Here is a 20,695-nt window from a genome sequence, read left to right as displayed (position 1 = left end):
CATATTAATTGGCCTCCTTCACTTTCGTTGTTTGTTGTTCTGGGTATTGGATTCTTGAATGGAAGATTCCTTTCAAGGTTTCACAAATAGCATTCTCTACTTTTTTTAATTCATTAAAAGTAATCCGGCAGTCATCAAACTGCCCGTCCAGCATTCGGTTTTCAATGATGGCATGGACAATTCCACGGATCTTATCCTGAGTCGGCTCGCTTAGAGAACGAACAGCAGCTTCGACTGAATCACACACACACACGATAGCGGCTTCTTTTGTTTGTGGTTTAGGACCGGGATATCGATAGACATCTTCACTGACATGTTTATCCTGTTCCTTTGCTTTCACATAAAAGTATTTCAGTAAAGTAGTACCGTGATGCTGTAATGCAATATCAATAATTTCCTCCGGAAACTTTTCTTTTTTTAATCTTCTTGCCCCATCGTAAGGATGGCTGATAATAATCGATGCACTCTGCTCTGGTTCTATATAGTCATGAGGATTCTTTCTGCCCATTTGATTTTCTATAAAGTAATGGGGCTGCTCGGTTTTTCCAAGATCATGATAGTAAGCAGCTACTCTTGCCAGAAGGCCGCGAGCTCCAATCGCTTCACAGGCAGCTTCACTCAAATTAGCTACCATAACACTATGGTGGTACGTCCCCGGTGCCTCCGTAAGAATTTTGCGCAGCAGAGGATGATTGGGATTTGATAGCTGAAGCAGCTTGTTATCGGACAAAATTCCAAAGGAAGACTCAATGACGGGCAGCAGCCCAAAAGTTAAGATAATCGACAGGAGAGCACTTATCATACTATAACCGGCAAATAAAGCAAAATCCAGCCACCCGTATTTTTCGAAAGATTGGAATAGTATAAAACTAAGGGTCATAAGATTGACTAAACCGATGCCTGTCCCAACTTTTAAAATAAAAAGCCGGTCACTTGTATTCTTTAAAAAGAAAATACCCGCCAATTGTGAAAATAACACATAGATACCAGCATGAGCATTTAAATTCCCGGGGACCTGTCCATTAAACAATACCATTGCCATTAGAGAAAGGACAATGCTTAAGAAGATAGCAAATCTTTCATTGCTCAGTAGTTTGATCAACATAGAGCCTAAAGCTGCGGGGAGTACATAAAACAAAGGATCATAGGCTGAGGAAAATAAAGTGATCGTTTTCATAAGCCCCATCATAATCACAGAAATGACTACAGCTAAATAAAGATGGCGGTAGCAAATGAGTTCTTCTTTAATCATATGATAAAAGTGATAGATGAGTAATAAAGCAATGATTAAAGCAAAGATTAACAAACCAATGGAAGGGATATAGTTTCCCTCTTTATCCAATAAACCGGTGATCTCTAATTCATCATAAATCTCGCTTGTGATCATTTCTCCTTCTGAAACAATCACTTCTCCTGCCTGAATCATTTCCGGCTGCACAAGAGATGCGGCTTCATTACGCACCTCACTGGTAGCTTCCGCGTCAAACATCGTATTTTCTACCAGACCAAATTCAGCCAGCTCCTTCACCTCATCTTTTAGCCGGTCCGGAATAGCTGAATACTGTATTTGCAGCCGCAGGCTTTCTTCAACCTCTTCAATCTCGGTAGTCAATACCCCTTTATCGAAATGGGACTCTAACGTACTGATTAATAAGCCCTCACTTTCATTCAATTCAGCATTTGTTGCTGAAAGAAGGGGGCGCAGAACTTCAGGCGGCAGCTCATAAGTGATTGGTTCCGATAGAAGCGTTTTCAATTGTTCCAGCTGTTCGTCTGTGGACTGATCGGATGAACCAGATTCTTTTACTTCCCTCACAGCTCCGAATATTTCTTCTATATATCCAATTCTTTCTTCTGCAATCGGCTTTGAAATTTGATAGCGGTCATCTACAGATTGAGCAGCTTCCCGGATTCGCTGTTCCGTTTTTACTTTATTTTCGATTGTAATCGGGGAGCGGATGGTTTCTTCTGCCTGGCTGAATTTTTCAACATTAAAGGTATTAATATGTACATTCGGAAAGCTGAATAAAAAAAAGACAAGTGAAAGAAGTAATGCCGGAAGAGTAATCTTTCGCATACTTTTGTGATGTGCAGAAGATTTCCTAAGCCAATGCCATAACCTTTTCACAAAGCCTTCCCCTCCTCCCCGATTTCATGATAATAAGAAAGGCCCTGTACCGGGCCTTATGACGGGTTCTGCTCATAAGCATCAATTACCCGTTGGACCAGTGGGTGCCGAACGACATCCGTCTGATCTAAATGAATAAAAGATGCTCCTTTTACTTTTGATAACTTCTGCTCGGCCACTCTGAGACCGGAAGTCATTCCTTTTGGCAGATCGACCTGTGTAATATCTCCTGTAATAATCATTTTCGATCCAAAACCTAAACGAGTCAAAAACATTTTCATTTGTTCTGGAGTAGTATTTTGAGCTTCATCAAGAATGGCGAATGCATCATCCAGCGTTCTTCCTCGCATATAGGCCAGCGGGGCAATTTCAATCGTTCCTCTATCAATCAAACGGGCCGTATGCTCGGCTCCAAATACATCATGAAGCGAATCATACAGTGGACGAAGATAAGGGTCTACTTTTTCTTTTAAATCACCTGGCAGGAAACCCAGACTCTCTCCCGCTTCAACGGCAGGACGAGTGAGTACAATTCTTTTTACTTGTCCGTTTTTCAAAGCATTGACAGCCATAACGACAGCCAGATATGTTTTTCCAGTTCCTGCTGGACCGATGCCAAAAACCAGGTCATGATTTTTTATTGCAGAAACATAACTTCTCTGTCCCAGTGTTTTTACGCGAACAGATTTCCCTTTAGCGTTACGTGTAATTTCATCTTCAAATAATGCTTCAAATTGGTTGATTTTTCCCTTTTTTGCAAGTTCTATAGCGTATACTACATCGCGTTCTGTAATAGTTAAGCCTTTTCGGATAATGGCCAATACAGCTAGTAACACCTCTTCAACGAGCTTGACGTGCTCCGCGCCTCCAGAGACGCTCACCCGTTCACCCCTGGAAATGATAGTAACCTTCAGCTGCTCCTCCAACTGTTTCAAGTGGCGGTCTTCTGTGCCAAATAAAGAAAGGGCTTCAGATGGATTATTTAATTGGATATCGATCGTTTTAAGTTCTCCTTGCATACTCAGTCTCCTTGGGAAACATACTTTGTTTCGGCTATATTTTCATTTACTTTGAACAATAGGATTAATTTTACTTTACCACGGTCGTTCCGCTCGTGCAAAATTTTTCCCTCTATGATTTCAGCTTCTTCCCCAAGCTGATTAAGCAAGGATTTCCCCGCACTTTCCCTGGCTTTTTCTAACACCTGTTTTTTGCTTAAGTTATGGTTTTTATATTCTCTATTATACGTAATAGTTTCTTGAATTTGAAAAGGAAGCTCCCAGTTTAATATGTGAAGATTTCTAGTAAATAATTCTTCTCTCTGATCTTCAGCTTCTTTGTGCCAGAAGCCCCAGACCGGAATTTTAACTTTTCCTAACTTTAAAGCAAAAGAAGCTGTGGAATTTCCATCTGTTAAATAAACTTCCTGCTTTTTAGGTAGTTCAATTTCTGCACGGTACCACGTTTCTGCCATTACTGTACCGACTGATTCGACGAATTCTCCACTTTCTTCTTTAAGTTCACCTGTTGCTAAAAGTGATCCTTTCTTTACAATATCATTGACTTCAACGACAGGGCGTCCTTTAGAAATAAACATCTTTGTAATCATCCCTTTTTTGGAAGCAACAATATTAGAAGGTTTAGGATCTTCTGCTTCATCATAATTTGTTTCCATAACTCCGTATAACTGGTAGCTTGTACCCTGTTTCTTTACTCCAATCCACAGCAGGTCGCTAACATCTTCAAGAAGAAGCCGCTGGACTTCACGAGGTTTTTTCATAGAAAAGGTAAGTTTGCCGGGCTTAATCCCATAAGATTTCAGCTGGGTCTGTACTTCAGTCTCCACTTCAGGAGTCAGTCCGTCGATCTTGATTGACCACAGCATGTTGGCCATTAAAATGACTGCTAAAAAGCTGCAAAGTATAGCCACCCATAAAGCCGTCTGCTTCTTCATACGCTGAATAAAAAAAGGAAGGCCTCCTGCTGATTTTATTTTAATCCGGCACCTGAATCTTTTTCTGAGCCGGCGAAAGGTTGTCCAGTCTTCAAGCCGAATCGTCATTTGTACTTTATGTTCACTTATATATTTAACATTGGAAATATGGCTTCCTTTTTGTACACACGTTCTTATAAAGGGTTCAATATATTCGCCTGAAACTTCAATCGTAATTAGTCCATGCAGAAACTGAAGCTGATTTTTTGTCATTATTGCCCCCCTAGTCCTTATCTTTTAAAAACTCGATGGACTGAAGCTCTCCTTCTAAAAGAAGTTCTTCCTTTAGCATCATCTTTATCCGCAGCTCCCGGCCTTTTATGGACACCACACCTCTTCGGTATTTAATGCGGATTTCTTTATCAGAAAAATGCAGCAGCCCCGTACAATTTTCTATGTACGCATGGAGCGAACCAATCGTTGTAATTCTGGGAAGATCGAGCATGACATCAGCAGGCAGGTCGAAATATTGACTTACCCAGTTTTTTAATTGACTTTGCCATTTTGACATCCGGATTCCCCCTTATTTTATACATACGAAAAACGCCCGAATTGTATCACTACAATTCGGGCGTTTTATTATCTTTTTCTAGGGTGGGAACTGTGCGGCTTACGCGCACGGGGCTGGCCGAGGATTTCAGACATAATGATTCCATCAGCCAATCGGCTACGATCCCAATTTTCAGTATAATTCACCTTCAGTTTCTCTTTTGGTGCTTCTTCCTGCTTAAGCACTTCTAATGGCTTACCCATTCTGTCCTTAGAGCGTATATAGTCATACGCTTCTTTGCGTTCTTCTACCTCTTGCTTACGCTGCTCATAGTGGTCTTGGATACTCCGTTTTATATCATCCCTGTTTTCTTGATACATCTCGGAGCCCGCAGCAGGCTGTTTTGAAGTCGGACGCTCGGACGTCTGCCGGCTGGAAGGTCGAGTATTCGACTGCGGCCTGTTTTGCGGCCTGCCCTCCTGCTTTCTCTGCTCTTCTTTCTTTCCGGCATTTGAAAAGAAGCTGATCAGACCACCAATAATAGCAGCAACTATTAGAAAGTTGCTAAAAATTAGTTCCAGCAGATCATTCATAGAAATTCTCCTTTACATTCAGGAAAATTATTTATCATCCTGATCTTTATCAGACATGCCGCCAAGTGTATTTCTCATATCTGTATCGGCATTTATATTTTGATAATTCATATAGTCCATAACACCCATTTTCCCTGAACGAAGAGCTGCTGCAAGGGCCTGTGGAACTTCAGCTTCTGCTTCAACAACTTTAGCCTGCATTTCTTGTACACGGGCACGCATTTCCTGCTCCTGAGCAATGGCCATTGCTCGACGTTCTTCTGCTTTTGCCTGGGCGATATTTTTATCTGCTTCCGCCTGGTCAGTCTGAAGAATAGCTCCGATGTTTTTCCCAATGTCGATATCCGCAATATCAATGGAGAGAATTTCAAATGCGGTTCCTGCATCCAGTCCTTTTTCCAGTACATTTTGAGAGATTCTGTCAGGATTCTCCAGTACCTTGTTATGATTTGTACTGGAACCAATCGTGGAAACTATTCCTTCTCCGACACGCGCAATTACTGTTTCTTCCCCTGCACCACCGACAAGGCGGTCGATGTTTGCACGTACAGTAATACGGGCCTTCGCTTTTACTTCGATTCCGTCAATAGCCACACCTGCAATAAATGGTGTTTCAATAACTTTAGGGTTTACACTCATCTGAACAGCTTCTAAAACATCTCTTCCTGCTAAGTCAATCGCAGCACAGCGCTCAAAACTCAATTCGATGTTCGCACGCTGGGCAGCAATTAAAGCATTGACGACCCTGTCTACATTACCACCGGCAAGATAGTGACTCTCCAGCTGGTTAGTATCTACATTTACCCCGGCTTTATGAGCTTTAATCAGCGGGTTAATTACACGTGATGGAATAACCCGTCTTAATCTCATCCCAATTAAAGTAAGAATACTAATCCTTACCCCCGCAGCTAATGCACTGATCCATAGCATTACCGGAATAAATGTAAATAGGACAGCAATTGCAATAATAATGATCCCAATAATTATAATGGGCATAAGCTCTTGAATTGTCATACATTTTCCTCCTCATTTTTAATCACACGAACCACAATGCGCGAACCTTCAGTCCTCACAATCTTGACCCGCTGATTTGCATTAATATAACTTCCTTCTGTTACAACATCCAGCCGTTCCTCATCAAACAGAGCTGTACCGGAGGGGCGGAGTGGTGTAAGAGCCTCACCCTCTAATCCAATCAGTTCAAGTCGGGTAGCTGAACTTACATAACCTCGCTCAGAGGATGTAGAATCATTTAAGATGATTCTTTTGAATAACCCTCGTTCTCCAGTCCCAATGGTTTTAAACAGAATAACAGCAACCACAATTGTGGCGATAATGGCTATGCCCAGGCTTAGTGCCATCTGTCCCATATCTGCCGATGAAAGCATTAAGGACGCAAAGACTGCCACAATGCCGATTATTCCGAGTATACCACTGGCCACAAAAAATTCAGTCACAATTAAGCCTATTCCTATTATGAGTAAAATAATAGCTTCATATCCGGCAAGTCCTGCTATGATATGTCCATAGAAAAAGAGAACAAGTGCCAGTACTCCCATAATACCCGGAATCCCAAACCCTGGAGAATACAATTCAACGACAAGTCCAATACTGGCTATGGATAACAGGATTGGAATGACAACAGGGTCTGTCAGAAAGCGGGCGAAGTTCTCAGCAGGGGTGGGACTGGTTTCCACAATAGTGGCATCCGAAAGGCCGAGCTCACTTAGCAGTTCTACACGATGACGGACAATTCCTTCAGCATAGCCGACTTCCACGGCTGCAGTAGGACCTAACGTTAAAAATTCGCCCTCTGGTGCGCCATATTCCGGAAGATCGACTGAACTATCAGCCATGGCTCTCGCGTAGATAGGATCCCTGTTATTTGCTTCAGCCGCAGCTACCATCGAAGAAATCCAAGCAGATTGAGCTTTTTTATCGGCAGCTGTTCCATCCGCATTAATAACTCCAGATGCTCCCATGGTTGCCTGCTGTTTCATATAAATCTGATCCGCATTTAAAGCAATGTAAGAACCGGCAGAGTAAGCCTGGCTCGTCACGAAAGCTGTATTTGGAACCTCCAAATCCTGAAATAGTTCTCCAATCGCACCTGCAGCGTCGACTCTGCCACCCGGTGTATCAATCTCAAAGATAATATGATCAGCTCCGGCTTCAATGGCTTCGCTCGTTGTCCTTTCCAGAAAGGCGGTCATCCCTCGCTCAACTGTATTTTCAACAGGAATGACGTATACCTGTTTTCCTTCTCCCTCAGCATATACTGCCATTTGATGCAAGGAAAGCCCTAAAGCCATGACTAGAAGCATGAAGTATATGGCGAGGCGTAGCTTTTTCACTTTCTTTCGTCCCCCCTACCTGTGACTTTCGCTGAATACCTTTTATACGGTTTTATTATGTACAGAGTTTCAAAAATTTAAAAAAAGTCTCTCTTTTTAATGAAAGAGAGACTTTTCTCACTTATGATAACTTCTTAAGTACGAGCTGGTTCACCTTAGAGCCTTCTGTTTTGCCTTTTACTTTAGGCATCACTGCACTCATGACTTTACCCATATCGGCTTTAGATGAAGCTCCTACCTCTTGAATGGTTTCCTGAACGATCTGCTCAAGTTCTGAATCGGACAGCTGTTCCGGCATATAAACTTGTAAGATCTTAATTTCTTCGTTAAGTTCTTCTACAAGATCCTCGCGGCCAGCTTCTTTAAACTCGTGGAGGGAATCTTTTCTCTGTTTTACTTCGCGAGATAAAACAGTAAGTTCTTCTTCTTCAGAAAGTTCATCTTTACCTAATTTGATTGCTTCATTCTGCAGTGAAGCTTTTACCATGCGAATGGTGGAAAGAGTTTTTTTATCTCTTGCCTTCATTGCTGTTTTCATATCTTGAGTAAGGCGTTCTGTAATTGTCATTGAATGACACCTCTTTTATCACTACTTGCGCTTTCTAGCTGCCTCTGATTTCTTCTTACGGCGAACGCTAGGCTTGTCGTAATATTCACGTTTACGATATTCAGCTAATGCACCGCTTTTCGATACATCGCGCTTGAAGCGACGAAGAGCATCTTCAAGTGACTCGTTTTTACGCACGCGAGTTGTTTTTGACATGCTATTTCCCTCCCTCCGAAGCAAAAAAAAACTGTTTCTAAAAAGTATGGAAGTCTCCCATACCTTCGACAATTATATTATATCGTTAGAGCACGGTCAACTTTTTTCGAAGCAGATAGGCGGTAAATTTATAGTTCTTTTAATAAAACAGTTAAAAAAGCCCACTTATTTATAGATAAATGGGCTGAATTTCTTAATAATCCGATTTTCCTTGTTCTCCGTTGACGATAGCAATACCAGCACTTGCACCAATTCTTGTTGCTCCTGCTTCAATTACCGCTTTTGCTCCCTCAAGATCTCTGACCCCTCCGGAAGCTTTAACTCCAAGTTCTGAACCTACTGTTTTACGCATAAGGCTTACATCTTCAACAGTTGCTCCGCCTCCGGAGAAACCAGTAGATGTTTTTACAAAATCCGCTCCACCATTTTTAGTGGCCTGAGAAGCGGAGATCTTTTCATCTTCTGTCAACAGTGAAGTTTCAATGATAACTTTGACCAGTGCCTTTCCTGCGGCTGCTTTCACAACAGCTTCAATATCTTTCTGGACAAAATCCAGGTTTCCTGACTTTAATTCACCGATATTAATAACCATGTCTACTTCCGTAGCACCGTTTTCAATCGCCTGTTTTGTTTCAAATACTTTTGTATCAGTGGTTGTCGCTCCAAGTGGAAATCCGATGACAGTACATACTTTTACATCTGTACCCTCTAGAAGTTCTTTGCAGTAGCTGACCCAGTGAGGATTCACGCACACGGACATAAACTGGTACTCCTTAGCTTCTGCGCAGATCTGCTCAATTTTTTCTTTCGTAGTATCAGGCTTTAACTGTGTATGATCAATCATTTTTGCTAAATTTTGTTCCATAAAAAATACTTCCCTTCATCAGTTGTTCGTACATCTATTGTATCATAGCATGAGATTGGTTAAAAAGCGAGCTTGTAAGGGGTACCATAGCGATAATACCAGCTTATTGCCAAATAAAATCCTCGTCCATTCTCTTACCATATCCAATCGTAAACACATCGGCATTTTATGCTATTCACTTGATTCCTCCAAATGGTATGAAACAGCTGAAAGGAAATAGAGGGAAGCCGTTTCCATCCGCAAGATTCTCGGGCCAAGCCGTACCGGAAGAAAACCTGTGGATTTAAGGACATCGGCTTCGTTCACAGAAAAGCCGCCCTCAGGACCAAATATAATAATGATTGAGCTGCCGGGACTTATTTCATCGAGCCGTTGTTTAAGGGGGATTTTTCGGCTGCTGCGCGCTTCTTCTTCAAAAGCAAAAAGTTTTATGTCAAAGGAAGAAGCATATTCAATCACTTTTTCAATATCCATCAATGGGTGAATTTCGGGTATTTTGCTGCGCTCGGACTGTTCACTCGCTTCTTTAGCAATTTTGGATAATCGCTGTATTTTCTTTACAGCCTTTTTGCCATCCCACTTCGCAACCGAGCGATCCGCCTGGAAGGGAATAAAAGAATCAGCACCAAGCTCTGTCCCTTTTTGGACTACCTGCTCAAGCTTATCTCCTTTTCCTAAGCTTTGTACAATTGTCACGGCTGCCGGGAGCTCAATATCTTCCTTCAGCCATTGCTCCACCTTGCAAATGACCGTCTCCTTATCAATGGCCTTGTCGATTTCACATTGAGCCGCTCCTTTAGCCGGATGGACACAAATAAGGGCGTCGCCTTCTTTCATCCTCATCACATTCATAATATGATGAAAGTCTTCGCCTTTTATTTCGACCGTCTTATGACTCCAATTCTCTTCGTTCACAAAATATCTCTGCATGGATATTCACCTTTATTTCTTAGCAATAATAGAAATCCAGTCTTCCATTTTATTCGTCTCAACAATTTCAAAGCCTGCTTCCATTAAACGTTCGGTAACAAGCTGCTTCTTACCGGAAATGATGCCGGAAGTTATAAAATATCCTTCTTTTTCAAGAAGTCGATAAGCATCGTCTACAAATTGAACAATAATTTCCGCAAGGATGTTTGAAACGATTAAATCGGGCTTTACTTCGATTCCATTTAACAAATCATTCTTTTGGGAAGTCACTTTGTTTTGTACTTCGTTTAATACCGCATTATTGTTTGTTGAATTTACTGCCACATCATCAAGATCAAAGGCGTAAACATGAGAAGCACCGAGCAGTACAGAAGCCACACTCAGGATCCCTGAGCCTGAGCCGACATCAAGCACTACATCACCCTTGTTTAAATACTGCTCCAGAGCTTGAATGCTTAATACAGTGGTAGGGTGTGTCCCTGTCCCAAAAGCCATGCCAGGATCCATTTCTATAATAATTTCATCACTGGAAACTGGCGTATACTCCTCCCACGTGGGAATAATCGTAATTTTTTCAGAGATTTTAACTGGTTTATAATACTTTTTCCACGCAGTTGCCCAGTCTTCTTCATGAATTTCACTCAATGTTACATCATTTTTTCCAATATCAATATTGTAAAGACTCAGACTCGATACAGACTGCTTAATCGCATCTACTGTTTCCCCTAGAAAGCTGTTCATCTGTAAATAGGCTTTTACATAAACGCCTTCCTTTGGATAGTCTTCAGGATTAAGCTCATACATTTCCCCAAGACCTGTTTCTTCTTTAATCATGTCTCTTGGATCTTCAATGACAACACCACTCGCTCCTGCTTCATGCAGAATGTTAGACACCGGCTCAATAGCTTCATTCGTAGTGTGAATACAAATTTCCGACCATTTCATCTTACTCACTCATTTCATAAATTTGTGTTTATATGTAAAAGGAGAACATCTGCTCCTTTGTCTTCATAATGAGTCACAGGCCTTGTTTTAAAAAAAGAAGTGTCTAGACTCTGTGAATTTCCATCTAGACACTCCCTGATTAGTCGCCTTTAAAAGCGCGTTTCATTCTTTCAAAAAAATTACCATGCTGCTCTTCTGTCGCTTCATTACCGCTAATATCATTGAACTCTCTCAGAAGCTCTTTCTGACGTTCTGTCAGCTTCTCAGGAGTAATGACGCGTATCTTAACGTGCTGATCACCTTGGCCGCGGCCGTGAACGTTAGGGGCTCCTTTGTCTTTTAGACGGAAGGTTTTTCCGGTTTGCGTTCCTGCAGGTATTTTCAATTTAACTTTGCCGTGTACCGTAGGAACTTCTATTTCATCTCCGAGAGCTGCCTGTGCGTACGTCAATGGCATTTCACAGAAAATATGGTCCCCTTCACGCTGATAGAATTCATGCGGCTGAACACGGATAACAACAAACAGATCGCCTGCCGGTCCACCATTCACACCTGCTTCGCCTTTGCCGGGAACTCGGATTTGCTGCCCTTCTTCAATACCGCCTGGAATATCAATCTGGATCTTCTTGCGTTTAGTAACTCGGCCGTCACCTCCGCAAGTATTACATTTATCCTTAATGATTTTACCAGTTCCCTGACAGTAGTGGCAGACCCGTCGATTGACTACACGGCCGAATGGAGTGTTCTGTTCCTGGTTAATCTGTCCGCTTCCCTGACAATGGGAACAGGTTTCCGGATTAGTCCCAGGCTTGGCTCCAGAGCCGCTGCATGTGCTGCACTCTTCTTCAATTGGTATTTCGACTTCAGTATTTTTCCCAAAAATCGCTTCTTCAAACTTCAAAGTCATTGAATATTGAAGGTCCGCTCCTTTTCTTGGAGCATTAGGATCTCTGCGTCGGCCGCCTCCGCCAAAGAACATATCAAAGATATCTCCAAAACCGCCAAAATCTTCTGCTCCGCCGCCAAAGCCGCCAAAGCCTTGACCTTGCGGGCCTGCATGGCCAAACTGGTCATACTGTGTTCGCTTCTGCTGATCACTTAATGTTTCATAGGCCTCTTTAGCTTCTTTAAACTTTTCAGAAGCATTCTCTTCTTCACTAACGTCTGGGTGATATTTACGTGCCAGTTTACGGTATGCTTTCTTTATTTCTTCCTTGGAAGCATCCTTAGACACACCCAGAACGTCGTAATAATCGCGTTTACTCACTTCTCAATCACTCTCCCGGGCTGTTACATAAGGTTTATATTAACATTCACAATCCTGTCCAAGCAACTTAATATCAAGAGGCTTACGTGAAAAAAGTCAAAGTCAAGTATGACCTGACTTTGACTTTCACTTTTTCCTCTTACTTCTTGTCATCTTCGTTTACTTCTTCATAATCTGCATCGACTACATCATCATCTGCATTTCCTTGCTCACCTTGAGCCGCTTGAGCTTGCTGCTGTGCCTGCTCATAAAGCTTAACAGATAGATTTTGGACGACTTCTTGAAGAGCATCTTTCTTTTCTCTGATTGCTTCGATATCTTCGCCTTCAAGTGCAGTCTTAAGTTCATCTTTAGCAGATTCAGCTTTTTGTTTTTCATCTTCAGAAACTTGGTCACCTAGATCTTTGATTGTTTTATCTGTAGTGAAAACGAGCTGATCAGCTTCGTTACGCAATTCAATTTCTTCACGTTTCTTCTTGTCAGCTTCAGCATTTTCTTCTGCCTGACGTACCATATCTTCTACCTCTTCATCAGAAAGGCCGGAAGAAGACTTAATAGTAATGGATTGTTCTTTGTTCGTACCCATATCTTTGGCACGGACATTAACAATACCGTTAGCATCAATATCGAAGCTTACTTCGATTTGTGGTACTCCGCGCGGTGCAGGAGGAATATCTGTAAGCTGGAAACGGCCAAGCGTTTTATTATCCTGTGCCATCTCACGCTCACCTTGTAAAACGTGAATATCAACAGCTGTTTGATTATCAGCGGCTGTAGAAAATACTTGTGAATGACTTGTAGGAATTGTAGTATTACGCTCGATTAGTTTTGTAGTAACGCCGCCCATTGTTTCAATACCAAGAGAAAGCGGTGTAACGTCTAGAAGAACGACGTCTTTAACGTCCCCTTGAAGGACTCCGCCCTGGATAGAAGCCCCAAGTGCTACAACTTCGTCAGGGTTTACGCCTTTAGACGGGTCTTTGCCTACTTCTTTCTTAATAGCTTCCTGTACAGCCGGGATACGAGTAGATCCACCGACAAGAATTACTTTGTGAATCTCATTTGCACTTAAGCCGGCATCTTTAATTGCCTGACGGGTCGGCTTCATGGAACGCTCAATTAAATCAGAAGCTAATTCTTCAAACTTAGCACGAGTCAGTGTCATTTCTAAGTGGAGCGGTCCGGCTTCGCCTGCTGTAATAAATGGCAGGGAAATTTGAGTCTGAGATACGCCGGAAAGATCTTTCTTAGCTTTTTCCGCTGCATCTTTCAAACGCTGTTTCGCCATTTTATCTTTGGAAAGATCAATGCCGTTTTCTTTCTTAAATTCAGAAACCATGTGATCGATGACAACTTCATCAAAATCGTCACCGCCAAGACGGTTGTCACCGGCAGTTGCTACCACTTCGAAAGTACCTTCTCCAATATCCAGAATGGAAACGTCAAACGTTCCGCCGCCAAGGTCATATACAAGGATAGTCTGGTCTTGGTCTTCCTTGTCGATTCCGTAAGCTAACGCTGCAGCTGTCGGTTCGTTGATAATACGCTCAACTTCAAGACCGGCAATCTTACCAGCATCTTTCGTAGCTTGACGCTCTGCATCGTTAAAATAAGCTGGGACCGTAATAACTGCTTTTTCAACAGTTTCGCCAAGATAGTCTTCTGCATAGTTTTTAATGTACTGCAGGATGATAGCAGACACTTCTTGAGGAGTATATTCTTTGCCTTCTACTTCAACTTTATGGTCAGTACCCATATAACGTTTAATTGATAGGATAGTGTTAGGGTTTGTAATAGCCTGACGCTTTGCCACTTCACCAACCTGACGCTCTCCATTTTTAAAGGCAACTGCAGAAGGTGTTGTACGGTTACCTTCCGGGTTAGGGATAACTTTTGCTTCCCCGCCTTCCATAACTGCAACACAAGAGTTTGTTGTACCTAAGTCGATTCCAATGATCTTACTCATAAATCATATCCTCCTCTACAAAATTCAAATCATTAATTTATTGATTTACTTTTACCATAGCCGGGCGAATAACCCGGTCTTTTAATCGATAACCTTTTTGAAGCTGTTCAACTACTACATTTGATTCGTAGTTCTCATCTTCTACCTGCATGACAGCCTGATGCAAGTGTGGGTCAAACACTTCTCCTTCAGCAGGGATTTCTTCAACCCCTTCTTTTTCTAGAGCCGACTGAAGCTGGCTGTAAACCATTTTCATGCCGCTCGCAAGATTCTCAGCAGCATCTCCTACGATTTCAACCTGGAGGGCTCTTTCAAAGTTATCAAGTACTGGAACCAGTTCTTCCACCAAAGACTGAACTCTATATTTCCTGTCAGCCTCTTTCTCTTTTTGAGTACGGCGGCGAAAATTATCATAATCAGCCTGGAGACGAAGAAGACGATTTTGCAGTTCATCTTTTTCTTCTTTCAGCTCGTCTACTTCAGACTGTTCATTTACTTCAACTGTATTTTCTTCAGTCTCATTTACTTCTTCATTTTCTTTTGAATCAATGATTTCCTGTTCCTGTTCCTTTTTTTCCTGCATCCGTTACACCTCCTCAATACCATTACACCGTTATTGAATATAACATGATTTTGTATCCTAAAAAAAGCAAAAGACAAAAAGAAGCGATGGAGATCAAACCTCCATCTGTTTTTTTATCAATACCATTCTTTAAAAGTATCCGTCATTTGCTTGGATAAAACATTTAAGAGAGAAATTCCCCGGTTGTATTCCATTCTCGTAGGCCCGAGCAGTGCAATTGTTCCTACCTGTTCATTACCCAGTGTATAGCTGGCCGTAATCAGGCTGCAGTTCTGCATAGCATCTATCCGGTTTTCGTGTCCAATCCGGATATGAAGCCCCTGCTGATCAGAACGAAGCAGACTCGCCATCTCGTTTTCTTTTTCAATGATGGCATATAGAGACCTTACCTTCTCTAAATCTTTAAATTCGGGCTGCATAAGGATATTCGTTTTACCGCCAATATATAATTTGGTCTGGTGTTCATCCAATAGAGCGGCCTGCAAATAAGAGAAAGCAAGTTCATGTTCATCTGTATGCTTTTTAATAAGCTCATAAATCTCTGTCTGCAGCTTTTCGTACAGCCCTACGAGAGGCACTCCTTTAAGACGGTCATTTAAAATATTCACCATCTTTTCCAGCTGTGAAGGGATCATTTCAACAGGAATAGTAAATGTCCTGTGCTCCACATGACCTGTATCCGTAACGAGAATTGCAATCGCCGACTGTTCATTAAGAGGAACAATCTGCAGCTGTTTCAGCTTTGTTTCAAAGACTTCAGGTCCGAGGATAATGGAAGTGTAATTTGTCAGCTCAGAAAGAATACCAGCTGACTTCTGAACTACTCTCTCAAATTCCATCATCCTATCCTGAAAAGCCTGTTCAATCGTAACAATTTCCCGTTTGGATAGCTGAAGAGGTGATAATAAATGATCAACATAGAAACGATACCCTTTTTCTGAAGGAACACGGCCTGAAGACGAATGGGTTTTTTCCAGGAACCCTAATTCCTCTAGATCTGCCATGTCATTCCTTACGGTGGCGGGACTATGATTAATCCCTTCTTTTTTTGCAATGGACCTCGATCCTACTGGCTGAGCCGTCAAGATAAAATCATCAATTATGACTTGCAAAATTAACAATTGTCTATCCGTTAGCATCAAATATCACCTCTGTTAGCACTCGGATAAGTTGAGTGCTAAATCTAATAATAAATTATCAAAAGGTATTTGCGATGTCAATGGATATCCTTCGTCATGAGTCGATTAAAAATTCTTGAAACACTTCATTACCGAGAATCTTCCCTTTTTCCGTCAAAAGTAATCTCTGATCAGCTTCCCGTATTAGTCCTCTTTGTTCAAGGTGAGGGACAGCCATTCCAAATACATCTTTTATCGATCGGTTAAATTTTTCCTGAAAACGGATCATTGACACACCTTCTGTTTTTCTAAGACCAAGAAACATTTCTTCTTCCATCTGTTCCTTCTCACCAATAGGCTCTTCATGGAGAATTGGTTTTCCATCAGCAGTCGCTTTTTTCACATAAGCAGGCAGCGGACGTATATTGATCGTGCGGACTCCTGGCAGATAGCCGTGAGACCCCGCACCTATCCCGTAGTAATATTCATTATTCCAGTATGTCAAATTGTGCTGGCTTTCATAGCCTGCTTTAGCAAAATTACTGATTTCATACTGGTGGACACCTGCTTTCTTAAGCTTCCTTTGAAGCAATTCATACATTTCCGCTTCATCGTCTTCTGGTGGTTTAATGAGCTTTCCTTTTTTATACCTATTGTAAAAAACTGTTTTAGGCTCTATCTGCAGTGAGTAAGACGAATAATGAGGAAGGTCAAACTGCAAGGCTTCATCGATAGTTTTATCGAAATCTTCCACTGTCTGACCAGGCAGTGCATACATCAGGTCAATGCTGATATTTGTAAGACCTTCATTGAGGAGTCTGTCCACATTCGTATATACGTCCTTTACGCGATGGACACGTCCAAGCTCTTCCAGCATTTTGTCATCAAACACCTGAACTCCAAGCGAAATCCGGTTGACTCCATAAGCTTTCAGCAGCTTCACCTTCTCTACATCAAGGTCGCCTGGATTTGCTTCAAATGTATATTCCCGGCATTTGTCTATTTCAAAATGGCTGTTAATCATTTCAAGAAGTTTCTTTAACTGCTGTGAAGTCAGGGCTGTAGGCGTTCCACCCCCAACAAAAATAGTGTTAAGCTGTGCTTTTTCCCCAGGAATATACGCGTGTATTTCCTTTTCAAGCGCCTCAAGGTATTCATCAGCTAACTGCTCATTATAGAAAAACTTCGTGAAGTCGCAATAATGGCAGATTTGCTGACAAAACGGAATATGAATATAGGCGGATGATATGCTCATCAAATAACAAACCTTTCATAAGGAAAACCGCAAGAGAGTTCCTCCTTGCGGCCATTCCCATTAGTTCTATTAATCTTCATCGATTTCCAGCACGGACATAAAAGCTTCCTGAGGCACTTCTACAGATCCGACCATCTTCATGCGCTTCTTACCTTCCTTCTGTTTCTCCAGGAGCTTCCGCTTACGGGATATGTCTCCTCCATAACACTTGGAAAGAACGTTCTTTCTCATCGCTTTAATGGTCGTACGTGCCACTATTTTATTGCCAATTGCCGCTTGAATCGGAACCTCAAACTGCTGACGCGGGATTAGCTTTTTCAACTTATCCGCAATCACCTTTCCACGCTCATAGGCAAAATCTCTGTGAACGATAAACGAAAGGGCGTCTATGGTATCTCCGTTTAATAAAATATCCATTTTCACTAGGTTGGATGCACGGTAGCCGACTAGCTCATAGTCAAAGGATGCATACCCTTTTGTCTGGGATTTCAATGAATCGAAAAAGTCATAGACAATTTCAGACAGCGGGATTTCATAGACAATGTTTACACGGTTATCGTCCAGGTACTGCATATCCTCAAAATTTCCCCGTTTTCGCTGGCATATTTCCATAACGGCACCTACGTAATCGTTTGGAACCATAATGGTCGCTTTAACATATGGCTCCAAGACTTCAGCTACCTTTTGGTTATCCGGCATACGTGAGGGATTATCGACTTCAATCTCTTCCCCGTCCGTTAGGCTGACTTTGTAAATTACACTTGGAGCCGTCGTAATCAAATCAATCTTATATTCGCGTTCAATCCGCTCTTGAATAATTTCCATATGCAGCATTCCTAAAAAGCCGCAGCGAAAACCAAAGCCAAGCGCCTGGGACGTTTCCGGCTCAAATTGCAGAGAAGAGTCATTTAGCTCCAATCTTTCTAATGCGTCTCTTAAATCGTTATAGTTGGCGGCATCTACAGGATATAAGCCGCAGTACACCATTGGATTTAAACGCTTATAACCAGGGAGTGCCTCAACAGCAGGATTATTAGCTAACGTAATGGTGTCCCCTACCTGTGTGTCCCCAATATTTTTTATAGAAGCAGTCAAGTACCCTACATCCCCTACATTCAATTCTTTTAATGGGGTAGGTGTAGGTTTAAACACTCCAACTTCGTTTACTTCAAACTCTTTGCCAGTCGCCATCATCTTTATCTTATCACCGACTTTAACCGATCCTTCGCGTACACATGTATAAGCGACAACCCCCCGGTAAGAATCATACAATGAATCAAAGATTAATGCTTTAAGGGGTCCCTCAGGTTTGCCTTCCGGCGGCGGAATATCTGATACAATTCTTTCCAGTATTTCATCGATGCCGACTCCTTCTTTTGCAGAAGCCAGAATAGCCTCTGATGCATCAATACCGATGACGTCTTCGATTTCCTGTTTGATACGCTCCGGATCCGCTCCGGGAAGATCGATTTTATTAATGACAGGAATAATCTCCAAATCGTTTTCCAAAGCGAGATAGACGTTTGCCAGCGTTTGTGCTTCGATCCCTTGAGCAGCGTCAACTACAAGGATCGCACCTTCACATGCAGCAAGACTTCGCGACACTTCGTATGTAAAATCGACATGCCCGGGAGTATCAATTAAATGGAACGTGTAGTCCAGATTATCATTTGCTTTGTAATTTAATTGCACAGCATTCAGCTTGATGGTAATTCCCCGTTCTCGTTCAAGATCCATCGCATCTAAAAACTGTTCTTTCATTTCGCGCTGTGTCAGCGCATTCGTTTTCTCCAGAATACGGTCCGCAAGCGTCGATTTCCCATGATCAATATGGGCAATGATCGAAAAGTTGCGTACCCTTTCCTGGTTAGGCTGGGTTTTCATCCTTAATCACTCCTACTTTCTACGACACAGTTGTCTAGCTTGATTATAGCAATAGGAGAGCAGGGATTCAATCTAAAGCAAAATAAAAGCGCTGTCCTAAAGGTGGCAGCGCTTTTATTATTAACCTTTTGTAAAACCATAGAGAAGAAGAAGGAATAGGTCGAAGCTCCTACTTACACCTTCCCCAACACCTACAGCTACTTCTGCAATAAAGGGATCTTCGGATGATTCCGGGGACAGACAGCTGCCGGATTCTTTTTCTTCTACTCTTTCAACTGCCGGGAGCTTATCCACCGGCTGGCTTCGATTAATTCCAAACAAGGCTCCTCCTGTAAATAAAAGCAGACAAAGCATGATTAAGATAAGACCCCTCATCTGTATGCCTCCCTACTCCCCACCGGAAACTTTTTCAGCTTCAAAGTAATATTCACTGAAAATTTCGGCGATCACGTCGGCTGTTAAGTAAGTTTCTTCCAGACTGTTATAAACTCCTCCAAATTCAATCAGCACTGCATTCTCTGATAAGTCCTGATTGTATTTTCCGTCAACACCACTTCCTTTTTTCGTCAATACACCTCGGCTTAATCCTGGGTATTTCTCTTCCAGCATTTTATGGAGGTCTGTAGCGATCTTTAAGTTCTTTTCATAATCCGGATGCTCTGCGCCTACAACAAAAATTGTTCTAGCGTAATTTTTACCGTCAATTTCTTTAGTTGTTACTTCCCTCGAGACCATATCACGGTGCAAGTCGAAAATATATTTAATTTGATTGTTGTCAGCCATAGCTGCCTGAACGACTTCTCGTGAAGCATCATAATCTTTTAACCCTTTTTCTTTTGAAGTCGTCGTAATGTCTGTTTTATCAACCACTGCCCCAATTCCGTGCTTTTCTAAAGATTTTCCTAGGCGCTCGCCGACTTTTGTAATATTAACTTCATCGTGATAAGCATGCTCAGTTCCTTCTGGAAGATGAGGAAAAAAGGATTCACGGTTATGAGTATGGTAAATAAATACGCTTTTATCTTTAATTTCCTTGCCTGCAGGGGGCTGTTCTTCTTCCTGATCCTCATGATCAATCGCTTCCCTGTCTTCCAGGACGATATCAAGAGGAGGCTGCGATTCATATGGTAAAGTCGTATAATCAGTTCCTTCACCTGCGATAATAATTTCACTGGGATAAGAAGAAAGCCCGGGAATCTCTCGTCCCAAAAGACTTCGAAGGTCATTTGGTTTAATACTCGTCAGCAGCTGAAAAGATAAAGAAGAAAGCCCCGGCAGTTTCTTTTCTTCCGGATGGGCTTTGGCATACACTTTATTTTCCGCTTCAAAAAAGTAAATAAACGAGCTTCCATCAAGTTGTGTCGTAAAGTTCTGGATCGTTGTGGAGTAGAGCTTGTATGTAGATTTCGCCCCTGTCATTATACCGATTGCAATAAATAAAAGCAGAAGGACGGACATAGCAGAGGCCACCCAGAATGTCCACCTTCTAAATATATTATTTTTTTTATTTTCCCACTTGCGTATAGTCCCCATCATGAATTCCTCCTATTATGGACTCTAC

20 protein-coding genes are annotated in these 20,695 nt (G+C 41.9%); all 20 read right to left on the bottom strand.

Annotated features, from left to right (window positions below; genetic code table 11):
• Window positions 1–4 precede the first annotated feature (4 nt).
• The 20 genes from B7E06_RS09750 to spoIIP all read right to left on the bottom strand — a co-directional run bounded on the left by B7E06_RS09750 (window position 5) and on the right by spoIIP (window position 20,670).
• A complete protein-coding gene (locus B7E06_RS09750) occupies window positions 5–2,128 on the bottom strand; it encodes an HD family phosphohydrolase (RefSeq protein WP_245807717.1) in 2,124 nt (707 codons plus the stop codon).
• Between the two features lie 56 nt (window positions 2,129–2,184).
• Window positions 2,185–3,147, bottom strand: coding sequence for a PhoH family protein (locus tag B7E06_RS09745; RefSeq protein WP_082233798.1), 963 nt, complete (start codon window positions 3,145–3,147; stop codon window positions 2,185–2,187).
• Window positions 3,148–3,149: 2 nt separating this feature from the next.
• Complete coding sequence (gene yqfD / locus B7E06_RS09740) at window positions 3,150–4,334, bottom strand: sporulation protein YqfD (protein WP_082233797.1); 1,185 nt, start codon at window positions 4,332–4,334, stop codon at window positions 3,150–3,152.
• Between the two features lie 10 nt (window positions 4,335–4,344).
• A complete protein-coding gene (gene yqfC, locus B7E06_RS09735) occupies window positions 4,345–4,632 on the bottom strand; it encodes a sporulation protein YqfC (protein ID WP_082233796.1) in 288 nt (95 codons plus the stop codon).
• A 68-nt stretch (window positions 4,633–4,700) separates the two neighbouring features.
• Window positions 4,701–5,204: a hypothetical protein gene (locus B7E06_RS09730; RefSeq protein ID WP_082233795.1), complete on the bottom strand. Its 504-nt coding sequence runs from the start codon at window positions 5,202–5,204 to the stop codon at window positions 4,701–4,703.
• A 27-nt stretch (window positions 5,205–5,231) separates the two neighbouring features.
• Window positions 5,232–6,218, bottom strand: coding sequence for a flotillin-like protein FloA (gene floA, locus B7E06_RS09725; RefSeq protein ID WP_082233794.1), 987 nt, complete (start codon window positions 6,216–6,218; stop codon window positions 5,232–5,234).
• On the bottom strand, window positions 6,215–7,528 hold the full coding sequence (locus B7E06_RS09720; protein WP_082235970.1) for an NfeD family protein: 1,314 nt from the start codon (window positions 7,526–7,528) through the stop codon (window positions 6,215–6,217). Before B7E06_RS09720 ends, floA begins: the two co-directional genes overlap by 4 nt.
• Window positions 7,529–7,679: 151 nt before the next feature.
• The gene (locus B7E06_RS09715) at window positions 7,680–8,126 is read right to left on the bottom strand and encodes a GatB/YqeY domain-containing protein (RefSeq protein WP_082233793.1); all 447 of its coding nucleotides are present in this window, start codon (window positions 8,124–8,126) and stop codon (window positions 7,680–7,682) included.
• A 21-nt stretch (window positions 8,127–8,147) separates the two neighbouring features.
• Window positions 8,148–8,321, bottom strand: a complete 174-nt coding sequence (gene rpsU / locus B7E06_RS09710; protein ID WP_082233792.1) for a 30S ribosomal protein S21 — start codon at window positions 8,319–8,321, stop codon at window positions 8,148–8,150.
• 193 nt (window positions 8,322–8,514) lie between these two features.
• Window positions 8,515–9,186: a deoxyribose-phosphate aldolase gene (deoC, locus tag B7E06_RS09705; RefSeq protein ID WP_082233791.1), complete on the bottom strand. Its 672-nt coding sequence runs from the start codon at window positions 9,184–9,186 to the stop codon at window positions 8,515–8,517.
• Window positions 9,187–9,357: 171 nt separating this feature from the next.
• On the bottom strand, window positions 9,358–10,116 hold the full coding sequence (locus B7E06_RS09700) for a 16S rRNA (uracil(1498)-N(3))-methyltransferase (RefSeq protein WP_082233790.1): 759 nt from the start codon (window positions 10,114–10,116) through the stop codon (window positions 9,358–9,360).
• Between the two features lie 12 nt (window positions 10,117–10,128).
• Window positions 10,129–11,061, bottom strand: coding sequence for a 50S ribosomal protein L11 methyltransferase (prmA, locus tag B7E06_RS09695; protein ID WP_082233789.1), 933 nt, complete (start codon window positions 11,059–11,061; stop codon window positions 10,129–10,131).
• Window positions 11,062–11,200: 139 nt separating this feature from the next.
• Entirely contained in the window at window positions 11,201–12,328 is a 1,128-nt protein-coding gene (dnaJ, locus tag B7E06_RS09690; protein WP_082233788.1) for a molecular chaperone DnaJ, read from the bottom strand.
• Between the two features lie 139 nt (window positions 12,329–12,467).
• Window positions 12,468–14,294: a molecular chaperone DnaK gene (gene dnaK, locus B7E06_RS09685; protein ID WP_082233787.1), complete on the bottom strand. Its 1,827-nt coding sequence runs from the start codon at window positions 14,292–14,294 to the stop codon at window positions 12,468–12,470.
• A 37-nt stretch (window positions 14,295–14,331) separates the two neighbouring features.
• A complete protein-coding gene (gene grpE, locus B7E06_RS09680; protein WP_082233786.1) occupies window positions 14,332–14,877 on the bottom strand; it encodes a nucleotide exchange factor GrpE in 546 nt (181 codons plus the stop codon).
• A 116-nt stretch (window positions 14,878–14,993) separates the two neighbouring features.
• A complete protein-coding gene (gene hrcA, locus B7E06_RS09675) occupies window positions 14,994–16,016 on the bottom strand; it encodes a heat-inducible transcriptional repressor HrcA (RefSeq protein ID WP_082233785.1) in 1,023 nt (340 codons plus the stop codon).
• 94 nt (window positions 16,017–16,110) lie between these two features.
• The gene (hemW, locus tag B7E06_RS09670) at window positions 16,111–17,250 is read right to left on the bottom strand and encodes a radical SAM family heme chaperone HemW (RefSeq protein ID WP_082233784.1); all 1,140 of its coding nucleotides are present in this window, start codon (window positions 17,248–17,250) and stop codon (window positions 16,111–16,113) included.
• Between the two features lie 69 nt (window positions 17,251–17,319).
• Window positions 17,320–19,134, bottom strand: a complete 1,815-nt coding sequence (gene lepA, locus B7E06_RS09665; RefSeq protein ID WP_082233783.1) for a translation elongation factor 4 — start codon at window positions 19,132–19,134, stop codon at window positions 17,320–17,322.
• A gap of 120 nt (window positions 19,135–19,254) precedes the next feature.
• Window positions 19,255–19,509 (bottom strand): hypothetical protein, encoded by a 255-nt coding sequence (locus B7E06_RS09660; RefSeq protein WP_082233782.1) that lies wholly within the window; start codon window positions 19,507–19,509, stop codon window positions 19,255–19,257.
• Window positions 19,510–19,521: 12 nt separating this feature from the next.
• Window positions 19,522–20,670, bottom strand: coding sequence for a stage II sporulation protein P (spoIIP, locus tag B7E06_RS09655; protein ID WP_245807716.1), 1,149 nt, complete (start codon window positions 20,668–20,670; stop codon window positions 19,522–19,524).
• Between the last annotated feature and the right edge of the window lie 25 nt (window positions 20,671–20,695).

Origin of the sequence: Halobacillus massiliensis, assembly GCF_900166625.1 — a bacterium.
Taxonomy (GTDB): Bacteria; Bacillota; Bacilli; order Bacillales; family Halobacillaceae; genus Halobacillus_A; species Halobacillus_A massiliensis.
The sequence above is the reverse complement of the archived record's forward strand: the minus strand, read 5'-3'. Positions and strand labels throughout refer to the sequence as shown.

Coding starts and splice junctions, on each gene's coding strand:
- B7E06_RS09745 (WP_082233798.1), bottom strand. CDS start 3,147: ATGCAAGGAGAACTTAAAACGATCGATATCCAATTAAATAATCCATCT.
- yqfD (WP_082233797.1), bottom strand. CDS start 4,334: ATGACAAAAAATCAGCTTCAGTTTCTGCATGGACTAATTACGATTGAA.
- yqfC (WP_082233796.1), bottom strand. CDS start 4,632: ATGTCAAAATGGCAAAGTCAATTAAAAAACTGGGTAAGTCAATATTTC.
- B7E06_RS09730 (WP_082233795.1), bottom strand. CDS start 5,204: ATGAATGATCTGCTGGAACTAATTTTTAGCAACTTTCTAATAGTTGCT.
- floA (WP_082233794.1), bottom strand. CDS start 6,218: ATGACAATTCAAGAGCTTATGCCCATTATAATTATTGGGATCATTATT.
- B7E06_RS09720 (WP_082235970.1), bottom strand. CDS start 7,528: ATGCTTCTAGTCATGGCTTTAGGGCTTTCCTTGCATCAAATGGCAGTA.
- B7E06_RS09715 (WP_082233793.1), bottom strand. CDS start 8,126: ATGACAATTACAGAACGCCTTACTCAAGATATGAAAACAGCAATGAAG.
- rpsU (WP_082233792.1), bottom strand. CDS start 8,321: ATGTCAAAAACAACTCGCGTGCGTAAAAACGAGTCACTTGAAGATGCT.
- deoC (WP_082233791.1), bottom strand. CDS start 9,186: ATGGAACAAAATTTAGCAAAAATGATTGATCATACACAGTTAAAGCCT.
- B7E06_RS09700 (WP_082233790.1), bottom strand. CDS start 10,116: ATGCAGAGATATTTTGTGAACGAAGAGAATTGGAGTCATAAGACGGTC.
- prmA (WP_082233789.1), bottom strand. CDS start 11,061: ATGAAATGGTCGGAAATTTGTATTCACACTACGAATGAAGCTATTGAG.
- dnaK (WP_082233787.1), bottom strand. CDS start 14,294: ATGAGTAAGATCATTGGAATCGACTTAGGTACAACAAACTCTTGTGTT.
- grpE (WP_082233786.1), bottom strand. CDS start 14,877: ATGCAGGAAAAAAAGGAACAGGAACAGGAAATCATTGATTCAAAAGAA.
- hrcA (WP_082233785.1), bottom strand. CDS start 16,016: ATGCTAACGGATAGACAATTGTTAATTTTGCAAGTCATAATTGATGAT.
- hemW (WP_082233784.1), bottom strand. CDS start 17,250: ATGAGCATATCATCCGCCTATATTCATATTCCGTTTTGTCAGCAAATC.
- lepA (WP_082233783.1), bottom strand. CDS start 19,134: ATGAAAACCCAGCCTAACCAGGAAAGGGTACGCAACTTTTCGATCATT.
- B7E06_RS09660 (WP_082233782.1), bottom strand. CDS start 19,509: ATGAGGGGTCTTATCTTAATCATGCTTTGTCTGCTTTTATTTACAGGA.
- spoIIP (WP_245807716.1), bottom strand. CDS start 20,670: ATGATGGGGACTATACGCAAGTGGGAAAATAAAAAAAATAATATATTT.